This window comes from Streptomyces sp. 13-12-16 (assembly GCF_002114215.1).
Classification (GTDB): Bacteria; Actinomycetota; Actinomycetes; order Streptomycetales; family Streptomycetaceae; genus Streptomyces.
Genome location: NZ_NCTE01000747.1, coordinates 1 through 902, shown reverse-complemented (window position 1 = coordinate 902; position 902 = coordinate 1). Strand labels below are relative to the sequence as shown.

The 902-nt window shown below is 76.4% G+C and carries 1 protein-coding gene; it reads left to right on the top strand.

Annotation, left to right across the window (positions count from 1 at the left end):
* Window positions 1-902: aminotransferase class I/II-fold pyridoxal phosphate-dependent enzyme (locus B7767_RS27925; protein ID WP_143652663.1), on the top strand; the 902-nt coding region annotated here is incomplete at both ends.

Sequence of the window (902 nt, the reverse complement as noted above, 5' to 3'; positions counted from 1 at the left end):
CGTACCGCTCCGGCCGACGGCACGCCGGCCGCCCGTGAGGCGGCCCGCGGGCTGCTGGCGACGGCCGGGTGGCGGCCCTCGGCCGGTCAGGTCCTCTTCAGCGGCAACGCCCGTCAGGCGATCGCCGGCGCGTTGGCCGCGCTGGTCCGGCCGGGCGGCCGGGTGGGGATCGACGCCCTGACCTATCCCCTGGTCAAGGAGATCGCGGCCCGGCTCGGCGTCACCCTGGTCCCGCTCGCCGGTGACGCCGACGGCGTCCGTCCCGACTCCGTCGCCGCGGCCCACCGCACGGCGCCGCTCTCCGCGCTGTACCTGCAGCCGACCCTGCACAATCCGACGTCGGCGACCATGCCGGAGACGCGTCGTCGCCAACTCGCCGCGGACCTGCGCCCCTGGGGCCTGCCGGTCGTCGAGGACCGCATCTGGTCCTTCCTCTCGGACGGCACCGAGCCCTTCGCGGCCTTCGCCCCCGAACTCACCTACGTCGTCGACGGATTGTCCAAACGGGTCGCGCCGGGCCTCACCGTCGGCTTCCTCGTCGTACCCGAGGGACGGACCGGGCAGGCGGGCGAGGCCCTGCGCTCCGGCGGCTGGACGGCGGGGCGTTTCGCGCTCGAAGCGGCCCTGCGGTGGATGACGGACGGGACCGTCGACCGGCTGGTGACCGCCAAGTGCGCCGACGCCTCGCGACGCCAGCGGCTGGTCACCGAGCACCTGCGGGGTTTTACCGTCCGGACCGACCCGCGGGCGTACTACGCGTGGTGGCGCCTGCCCGCGCCCTGGCGGGCGGACACCTTCACCGCGGCCGCGGCGGACCGTGGCATCGCGGTGACGCCCGGGCCGTCCTTCGCGGTGCCGGCCACCGGCTCCGCGCCGGCCCAGTTGCCGGACCCCGCCGCGTC